Source organism: Saccharomonospora saliphila YIM 90502 (assembly GCF_000383795.1).
Classification (GTDB): domain Bacteria; phylum Actinomycetota; class Actinomycetes; order Mycobacteriales; family Pseudonocardiaceae; genus Saccharomonospora; species Saccharomonospora saliphila.
Map to the genome: position 1 here is coordinate 248371 of NZ_KB912640.1, position 7983 is coordinate 256353.

The 7983-nt window shown below is 71.5% G+C and carries 7 protein-coding genes and 1 pseudogene; 2 read left to right on the top strand and 6 right to left on the bottom strand.

The genetic code is table 11. From position 1 onward, the window contains the following. The first annotated feature begins 795 nt into the window (after positions 1-795). Complete coding sequence (locus SACSA_RS0106285) at positions 796-1335, top strand: hypothetical protein (protein ID WP_019814315.1); 540 nt, start codon at positions 796-798, stop codon at positions 1333-1335. An 86-nt stretch (positions 1336-1421) separates the two neighbouring features. Here the strand turns inward: SACSA_RS0106285 and SACSA_RS0106290 are convergent, their stop codons facing one another. Together SACSA_RS0106290 and SACSA_RS0106295 are read right to left on the bottom strand one after the other, a co-directional pair. Further along, positions 1422-2285: a TIGR03560 family F420-dependent LLM class oxidoreductase gene (locus tag SACSA_RS0106290; protein ID WP_019814316.1), complete on the bottom strand. Its 864-nt coding sequence runs from the start codon at positions 2283-2285 to the stop codon at positions 1422-1424. 53 nt (positions 2286-2338) lie between these two features. Continuing rightward, the gene (locus tag SACSA_RS0106295) at positions 2339-2716 is read right to left on the bottom strand and encodes a nuclear transport factor 2 family protein (RefSeq protein WP_157596634.1); all 378 of its coding nucleotides are present in this window, start codon (positions 2714-2716) and stop codon (positions 2339-2341) included. A gap of 97 nt (positions 2717-2813) precedes the next feature. On the opposite strand from SACSA_RS0106295, the gene SACSA_RS0106300 reads away from it, so the two are divergent. Further along, positions 2814-3242: a MarR family winged helix-turn-helix transcriptional regulator gene (locus SACSA_RS0106300; RefSeq protein ID WP_019814318.1), complete on the top strand. Its 429-nt coding sequence runs from the start codon at positions 2814-2816 to the stop codon at positions 3240-3242. 32 nt (positions 3243-3274) lie between these two features. Here the strand turns inward: SACSA_RS0106300 and pucD are convergent, their stop codons facing one another. The 4 genes and pseudogenes from pucD to SACSA_RS0106320 all read right to left on the bottom strand — a co-directional run. After that, positions 3275-5551, bottom strand: coding sequence for a xanthine dehydrogenase subunit D (gene pucD / locus SACSA_RS0106305; RefSeq protein WP_019814319.1), 2277 nt, complete (start codon positions 5549-5551; stop codon positions 3275-3277). Further along, the gene (locus SACSA_RS0106310; protein ID WP_019814320.1) at positions 5548-6897 is read right to left on the bottom strand and encodes an 8-oxoguanine deaminase; all 1350 of its coding nucleotides are present in this window, start codon (positions 6895-6897) and stop codon (positions 5548-5550) included. The genes pucD and SACSA_RS0106310 overlap by 4 nt, the downstream gene beginning before the upstream one ends. A gap of 451 nt (positions 6898-7348) precedes the next feature. After that, complete coding sequence (locus SACSA_RS0106315) at positions 7349-7807, bottom strand: (2Fe-2S)-binding protein (RefSeq protein ID WP_019814322.1); 459 nt, start codon at positions 7805-7807, stop codon at positions 7349-7351. Then, positions 7798-7983 (bottom strand): annotated as a pseudogene (locus SACSA_RS0106320) (FAD binding domain-containing protein); the annotation flags it as partial. The gene SACSA_RS0106315 and the pseudogene SACSA_RS0106320, both read right to left, overlap by 10 nt.

The following is a 7983-nucleotide window of genomic DNA, read 5'->3' on the forward strand; positions in this document are numbered from 1 at the left end:
CGCCCGCACCTTCCCGTACCGGCGTAGTGGTAGTCGGCCCGGCTCGGCAGCGACAACGCCGACTCCTCCGCGAAGGCCACGGGGTGCGCGCAGCGCCGGTCGGCGGCCCGATGCCGCCCCCGCGACCGCGGCCGGGACGGCGCCGACGGGATCACCCGGACGGGGCAGACAGCTAGCATGCTACTTGCACACGGCTGTACCGTAAGGTCGGACATCACCATGGATTCCCTTCGGACTTGGGTGTGAGTGATGGCCACCGCGTGGCTCCCTGTGGCAGCAGGGAGCCACGCTTCTGGCACGGAATCGCGGTTCCGTGCTCTCGGTGACACGGCCATTCTGAAGCGCCTGAGCGAAATGCACCAGGACGGCTGAAGGGGTATCGGCGACCGGCCGTGATGCCACGCCGAACGGCGCAATTCGTTCAGCGCAGCGTAATTTTGATCTTGCTTCGCCACCACTCCGGACGAAGATCAACGAGACGCACGGCCACTCTGAATACTACTGACGAGTCACACCGAGGATCGCCTTCCGCCCGCAATGAAGATCATTTTCTGAATTGACCGCCGGGAACGACACCGCCATTCCGGATGGCGGCATGAACTCCGCTCCCCGTGCTCCACCGACATCAGATCCGCTGCCCGAACCACCGTGACGCCCGCGAGACCCGCTCGGTCGCTGCGGGCCTGAACGCCTTCTCAGCCGATGACCGCCACACTTCTCCCAGAGCCGGAGACCACGGGTTCTCGCCGCACGCCTCCGGCACACCACTACCGACGACGAGGGGAGCACGGTCGGATGACGGCGGGCGAGGCCGAGGAGGTGGCGCGGACACGGAAACGCCTGTCCCCCTCGGCGCGGAAAGCGCTCCTGGTGGTCCACATCGGAGTCGCGGTCGCGTGGCTGGGCGTGGACGTCGTACTGGGCGTCCTGGTCCTGCGGACGGTGGTCTCCTCCGACCCGACCGTGGTCGCCGTCTCCTACCAGGCCGTCGAACTGTTCGCGGTGTGGACGCTGCTGCCGTTGGGGCTGCTGACCCTGCTCAGCGGGATCGTGCTCGGCCGGGGCACGCGCTGGGGGGTGCTGCGGTACCGGTGGGTGGTGGTGAAACTGGTGATCGCCGTGGTGCTCACCGCTCTCGTGCCGCTCGCCCTGCAACCGACGGTGGAGGCGGCCGGCGAGTACGGACGGGCGATGCTGGCGGGCGAGCCGACCGGCGAGACGCCGACGAACCTCTACTTTCCCCCGATCGTGTCCTCGATCGCACTCGTCGTCGCACTCGTGCTCGCGGTGTACAAGCCGTGGGGCCGGACGCGCCGCCGCCGTCCGGCCGACTGAGGCGTGCCGCCCGCGGGTGCTTCGTGGCGGCGATGCGGGCGGAGAGCTCCAGCCGCGCTCCGGCGGCCTCCGCACGACGGGAGGGCTCACCCGTCGCCGAGCATGCGCACCGCCTCGCCCAACGTCGCCACGTCCGCGGTGCCGAACGGACCGGACCGGACCACGACGACATGGTCGAAGCCGAGCTCACCGAGCCGGTGACAACGGTCGGCGAACGCCCCCGCGGTCTCGGACTGTTCCAGCCTCGTGCTGACCGTCTTCTCGATGTCGTCGAACGGGCGCCCGTGCGCTTCGCAGTGCTCCGCGAGTACGGCGAGTTTGCGGCGCACCGTCTCACCCCCGTCGGGAATGTCGAAGAGGTTGCACGCGTCCGCGCGGCGGGCAACGAGAGGCAGTGTCGTGCGCTCGCCCATCCCGCCCACCAGCACCGGCGGGTGCGGTGTGCTCATCGGAGGCGGACTACCGACCGGACGCTCGAAGCGGTGATGCGCGCCGTCGAAGAGTGAGTCGTCGCCCTTCCACATGCGCGAGGCGAGCTCCAGCGTCTCCTCCAACCGCGCGACACGCTCGGCGATGGGTGGCAGCGGCAGGCCCATTGCTCCGGCCTCCGCGGTGCTGTAGCCGCTGCCCAGGCCGAGCCACGCACGCCCTCCGGAGAGCACGTCGAGCGTGGTCACGGCCTTCACCAGCAATGCAGGAGGGCGGTAAGTCACGGCGGTCACCATCGTTCCGAGACGGACCCGCTCGGTCCGTGCGGCCACGAAACCCAAGGTGGTGTAGGCCTCCAGCATCTCGGCGTCGGCATCGGCGGTGGGGTCGGCCTGGAGCAGGTGATCGGCCACCCACACCGTGTCCAGTCCCGCCTCGTCGGCGGCCCGGGCGACGTTGTCGAGTGCGCTGTCGATCCGCCCGGGCCAGGAGTACTGCGTGACGTTGATGCTGATGCGCATCGGTTCCACCTTCCCGCGAGCACCGGCACGGCACCCGCGTGCTTCTGGTGCGCTTACTGGTCGGCCATTGGCGAAAGCTGAAGAGAGACGATCTCCCACCCCCGGCCGCGCCGGACGGCCACCAGCGTCATGCGGAACCGTCCGGGGAAGGGCTCGCCCGCATAGGTCGCCGTCTGGTTCTGCACGCCATTGACGACGGCGACCGGTCCGTACTCCCGCACGGTCGGCTCCGTGACGTCGAAGCCGGTGTTGACGAGGCTTCCCGACATATAGCGGTCAAGCCACCGCGCCTTGTCGATCTGGAATCCGTGTGGGCCGATGCCGACGAAGTCGTCGCCGAGCATCGCGCGCAGCGTGGTTACGTCCCCCCGAAGCTCGGCCTCGGCCCAGTGGTCGAGGAGTTGGCCCACCCCGGCTGCCGTATTCGTCATGGTCGCCTCCTTGTCCTGGTGCTGCCACACAAACGATAGATGGCTAACGCTTAGATAGCAAACAGTTAGACATCTATCAGTGTGCTACCGTTGGACCATGCACGAACCCGACGAGCAACCGATCGGCCTCACGCTCTCCACGACCGCGAAGGCAGTCGGGCGCGCGTTCGACGCCGCGCTGCACTCCGTTGGCGGATCACGCCCGGTCTGGCTCGTGCTGCTCACCCTCGTGAACAGGCCCGAGGCGAACCAGCGCGAAATCGCCGAGGCCGCCAACATCCGCGGCGCGACGCTCACCCATCACCTCGCCGCGATGGAGGCCGACGGTCTACTGACCCGCAGGCGCGACCCGGACAATCGCCGGGTGCATTTGATCGAGCTCACCGACGAAGGCCGGGCGGCGTTTCACCGGATGCGCGTGGCCGCCACCGAGTTCGACAGCGCACTGCGTACGGGCGTCGACGAGCGCGAGCTGGCACTCCTGCGTTCCCTGCTGCACCGCCTGCGCACCAACGTCACCGACTGACCTGGGTTCACTGGAAACGGGCGGCTCGCCGGTCAGACCAGGTGCTCCGGCCGCACCGGCACCCGCCGCAACGGTTTGTGCGTCGCCGCGCGGATCGCCGCGACGATCGCGGGAGTCGACGAGATCGTCGGCGGCTCGCCGACCCCGCGTAGACCGTACGGCGCGTGCGGATCGGCGCGCTCCAGCACCTCGACCGACATCGGAGGCATGTCGAGCACGGTCGGAACGAGATAGTCGGTGAACGAGGGATTGCGGATCAGGCCGTCCTCGGTGCGGATCTCCTCCATCACCGCGAGCCCGAGGCCCTGCGCCGAACCGCCGTGGATCTGGCCGAGGACCGCGCGCGGATTGAGCGCCCTGCCCACGTCCTGCGCGCAGTCGAGGGCCACCACCCGGACCAGTCCCAATTCGACGTCGACGTCGACGACCGCGCGGTGGGCGGCGAACCCGTACTGCACGTGCGCGACGCCCTGGCCGGTCTCCGGATGCGGGCTCTCGGTCGGGCGGTGCCGCCACAGGACCGTCTCGTCCAGCACGTCCTCGCCGAGCACCGACGCTATATCGGCGACCACGCCGTCGCGGGCCGAGATGACCACGCCGCCGTCCACGCGCAGCTCTTCGGCCGGGCGGCCGAGGCGGCCGAGCAGCTCCGCCCGCACCGCCGAGGCCGCCGCGCGCACGGCGCCCCCGGTGACGTAGGTCTGCCGCGACGCCGAGGTGGAACCCGCGCTGCCGATCGTCGTATCGGTCGGCTCGATCGTGACCCGCTCGATGCCCAGTTCGTGCCGCACGATCTGCCCCAGCACGGTCACGAGCCCCTGACCGACCTCGGCGGCGGCCGTGTGCACGGTCGCGACCGGCTCGCCGCCCACGACCTGGAGCCGCACCCGCGCGGTGGAGTGATCGTCGAATCCCTCGGAGAAGCAGATGTTCTTGATGCCCACCGCGTAGCCGACCCCGCGCACCACTCCCTCGCCGTGCGTGGTGTTCGAAACCCCGCCCGGCAGCAGGCGAAGATCCCGGTCGTCGCGACCGGACGGCTCGGGCGGCAGCGGCATGTCCCGCACCCGTCCCAGCAGTTCCGCCACGGGCGCGGGCGAGTCCACGACCTGCCCTGTGGGCATGGACAAGCCCTCGCGCAGCGCGTTGCGCACCCGCACCTCGACCGGATCGAGCCCGCACTCGCGCGCCAGCGCGTCCATCTGCGACTCGTAGGCGAACGCCGCCTGCACGGCGCCGAAGCCGCGCATCGCGCCGCACGGCGGATTGTTGGTGTAGACGCCTCGGCAGTCCACTGTCACGTTCGGCACCTCGTACGGGCCGACACCGAGGGTGGCGGCATTGCCCGCAACGGCTCCGGTGGTCGAGGCATAGGCGCCACCGTCGAGCACGATCTCGGCCTTGACGTGGACGAGCCTGCCGTGCCGGTCGGCGTGGTGTTCGTACCGCAACAGCGCCGGATGGCGGTGCACATGCCCGTAGAAGGACTCCTCGCGGTTGTAGACCATCTTGACCGGCCTGCCGGTACGCAGGGCGAGCAGACAGGCGTGAATCTGCATCGACAGATCCTCGCGCCCGCCGAACGCCCCGCCCACGCCGCCCAGCGTCAGCCGCACCCGCTCCGGTGGCAGCCCGAGGGCGGCCACGATCTGCCGCTGATCGGCGTGCAACCACTGCGTCGCCACGTACAGGTCCACACCGCCGTCGTCGGCGGGTACCGCCAGCCCCGACTCCGGGCCGAGGAACGCCTGGTCCTGCATGCCGACCTCGTAGGTGCCGGTCACCACGACCTCGCCCTCGGCACCGGCCTCGCCCTTGCGGATCGGCACGTGCCGCACGACGTTGCCGCCGGGATGCAGCGCGGGGCCCTGCCCGGCCGCGGCGGCCCACGCGTCGGTCACCGGTTCCAGCACCTCGTAACCGACCGTGATGCCCTCGAGGGCGCGGCGGGCGGTCTCCGGATGGTCGGCGGCCACCAGCGCCACCGGCTCGCCCTGGTAGCGCACGACGTCCTCGGCCAGCACGGGCTGGTCGGCCTGCTCGAGGCCGTACCGGTTCGCACCGGGCACGTCGTCGTGGGTCAGCACCGCGTACACGCCCGGCATGCCCACCGCCCCCGTGACGTCGATGCCGGTGATGCGGGCGTGCGGGTGCGGGCTGCGCAGCGTCGCGCCCCAGATCATGTCGTCGTGCCAGAGGTCGGAGGAATAGGCGAACTCGCCGCGCACCTTGGCGGGTCCGTCGGGCCGGGCCGGGCTCGACCCGAGCCCCTGCGCGGCGGTCCTGGTGGACGTGGCGGTCGTGGTCATGGGCGTGCTCCCTCCAGCCGCGCGCTCGCGGCCCGCAGCTCGGTGGCGATCGCCGTCTCGTCGGCGGTGCGCAGTGTCCCGTCGGTCACGACGTCGCGTCCTCCGACGAGCAACAGCCCCACCTGGGGCAGCGCCCCCAGCACGAGCGCGGCCACGGGGTCGTCGATCCCGGCGTGCGCGAGCCCGTCCGTGCGCCACACGACGAGGTCGGCGAGTTTGCCCTGCTCCAGCGAGCCCAGTTCGTCCTGCCTGCCGAGGCAGCGGGCACCACCCATCGTGGCCATCCGCAGCGCCTCCCGCACCGCGAGCGCACGGGGTCCCCCGCGTTGCCGCGCCTGGAGCAACGCCTGGTGCAGTTCGCCGCCGAGGCCGCCCGACTCGTTGGACGCGGCACCGTCGACGCCGAGCCCGACGGGCGTGCCCGCGTCGAGCAGCTCCCGCACCGGGGCGATACCGGTGCCGAGCCTGCCGTTGGACGTGGGGCAGTGCGCCGACCCGGTGCCGGTCTCCCCCAACCTGCCGATCTCCTTCGAGGACACGTGCACCGTGTGCGCGAGCCACACGTCGTCGCCCAGCCAGCCGAGCGTGTCCGCGTAGGGCACCGGGTCGAGGCCGAACTCGGCCCGGCACCGGTCCTGTTCGTCGAGGGTTTCGGCGAGGTGGGTGTGCAGCCGCACACCCCGCCGGCGCGCGAGTTCGGCGGCGCCGGTCATCAGGCGTTCGGTCACGCTGAACGGCGAGCACGGCCCCACCGCCACGCGCACCCGCGCCCCGGGCGCGGGGTCGTGCCAGGCGTCGATCGCCTCCTCGGTGCGCGCGAGCGCGACGTCGGTGTCCTCGACGAGGTGGTCGGGAGGCAGTCCGCCGTCGGAGGAACCCCGGTCCATCGACCCCCGCACGAGGTGCGCCCGGACCCCGATCTCGCGCACGGCCTCCACCAGGGCGGCCATCGGGTCACCGCCGTCGCGGGGGAACACGTAATGGTGGTCGGCGACGGTGGTGCACCCGGTCAGCGCCAGCCGTGCCAGCCCCGCCGTCGCGGCGGCCCGGGTGATCTCGGCGTCGAGCCGCCCCCACACCGGGTACAACTCCACGAGCCACTCGAACAGGGTCGCTCCGACCGCCCGTCCCCGGCTCGCCCACTGGTACAGGTGGTGATGCGTGTTCACCAGCCCCGGGGTGACCAGGCATCCGCGCGCGTCCACCCGCTCCCCGGTCAGGTCGGCGGGCGCCGGACCCGCCCCGACGGCGGCGATGCGCTCGCCGTCGACGACCACATGCCCCTCGCGGTACTCGGTGCCCACCGGGTCGACGGTCGCGACGGCGGCGTTCTCGATCACGATCATCGGCGCGAGCCACCCCCTCCACACCCGCGAGTCGCCCCTTCCCTCCCGCGAGTTGCCCCTTCCCGTCGGCGAGTTGCCCCGGCACGTTCGCGAGTTGCCCCGGCACGTCGGCGAATTGCCGCTTCCGTGGTCTCGCCACCCGGTCGGTTGCGCATGGGTGATCGGACAGCCTCGAGGTCGCTCGTTCCCGGCACCGATCGGAGGAGTGTCCTCGTGCTGTCGCGGCCCGTGCCGTTGGCCTTCGGGGTGTGCGGAACGCGGACCACGGTCGAGCCCGGCAGTCGAGGGTCGGTTGGAAGGCCGCGCGCGCCGGGGCAGGTCGCCGACCGGCGGCGGCAACCCGCCGACCGGAAGGGGCAACTCCCGGACGGGAAGGGGCAACTCCCGGACCGGAGGGGGTAACTCGCGGGCGGGAAAGGGCAACTCGCGGGCGGGAAGGGGCAACTCGCGGTCATTGGAGTGCCGCCTTCCGTACCGCGTCGAGGATGGTCTCGTATCCTGTGCAGCGGCACAGGTTGCCTGCCAGCGCCTCCCGGATGTCCGCGTCGGCCGGGTCGGGCACGCGGGAGAGCAGATCGTGCACCGCGACCACGAGGCCGGGCGTGCAGAACCCGCACTGAACCGCCCCCGCGTCGAGGAAAGCCCGCTGCACCGGGTGCAGCCCGTCACCCTCGGCGAGTCCCTCCACGGTGCGGACCTCGCGGCCGTCGGCCTGTCCGGCCGCCACCAGGCACGCGCACACCGCCACCCCGTCCAGGTAGACGGTGCACGAGCCGCACTCGCCCTGCTCGCAGGCGTTCTTCGAGCCGAGCAGGCCGAGTCGCTCCCGCAGCACGTACAGCAGGCTCTCGCCCTCCCATACGTCGTCGGCCCACCGGGCCTCGCCGTTGACCGTCATCGTCAGGCGCACGATCGCGCTCCCTTTCCACTCCGGTGGTCCTCCCACGCCCAGGTCAGGGCACGGCGTGCCAGCACGGCGAGCGCGTGCCGCCGGTATCCCGCGCTGCCGCGCACGTCGTCGATCGGGTCGGCGGCGGCCGCGACGAGGTCACCGAACCGGCGCGTGAGCGCCTCCGGCAGCGGCGC

Excerpts from the sequence above, each read along its gene's own strand:
- SACSA_RS0106300 (WP_019814318.1), top strand. The coding sequence starts at position 2,814 with ATGCACGAACCCGACGAGCAACCGATCGGCCTCACGCTCTCCACGACC.
- pucD (WP_019814319.1), bottom strand. The coding sequence starts at position 5,551 with ATGACCACGACCGCCACGTCCACCAGGACCGCCGCGCAGGGGCTCGGG.
- SACSA_RS0106295 (WP_157596634.1), bottom strand. The coding sequence starts at position 2,716 with ATGACGAATACGGCAGCCGGGGTGGGCCAACTCCTCGACCACTGGGCC.
- SACSA_RS0106285 (WP_019814315.1), top strand. The coding sequence starts at position 796 with ATGACGGCGGGCGAGGCCGAGGAGGTGGCGCGGACACGGAAACGCCTG.
- SACSA_RS0106290 (WP_019814316.1), bottom strand. The coding sequence starts at position 2,285 with ATGCGCATCAGCATCAACGTCACGCAGTACTCCTGGCCCGGGCGGATC.
- SACSA_RS0106310 (WP_019814320.1), bottom strand. The coding sequence starts at position 6,897 with ATGATCGTGATCGAGAACGCCGCCGTCGCGACCGTCGACCCGGTGGGC.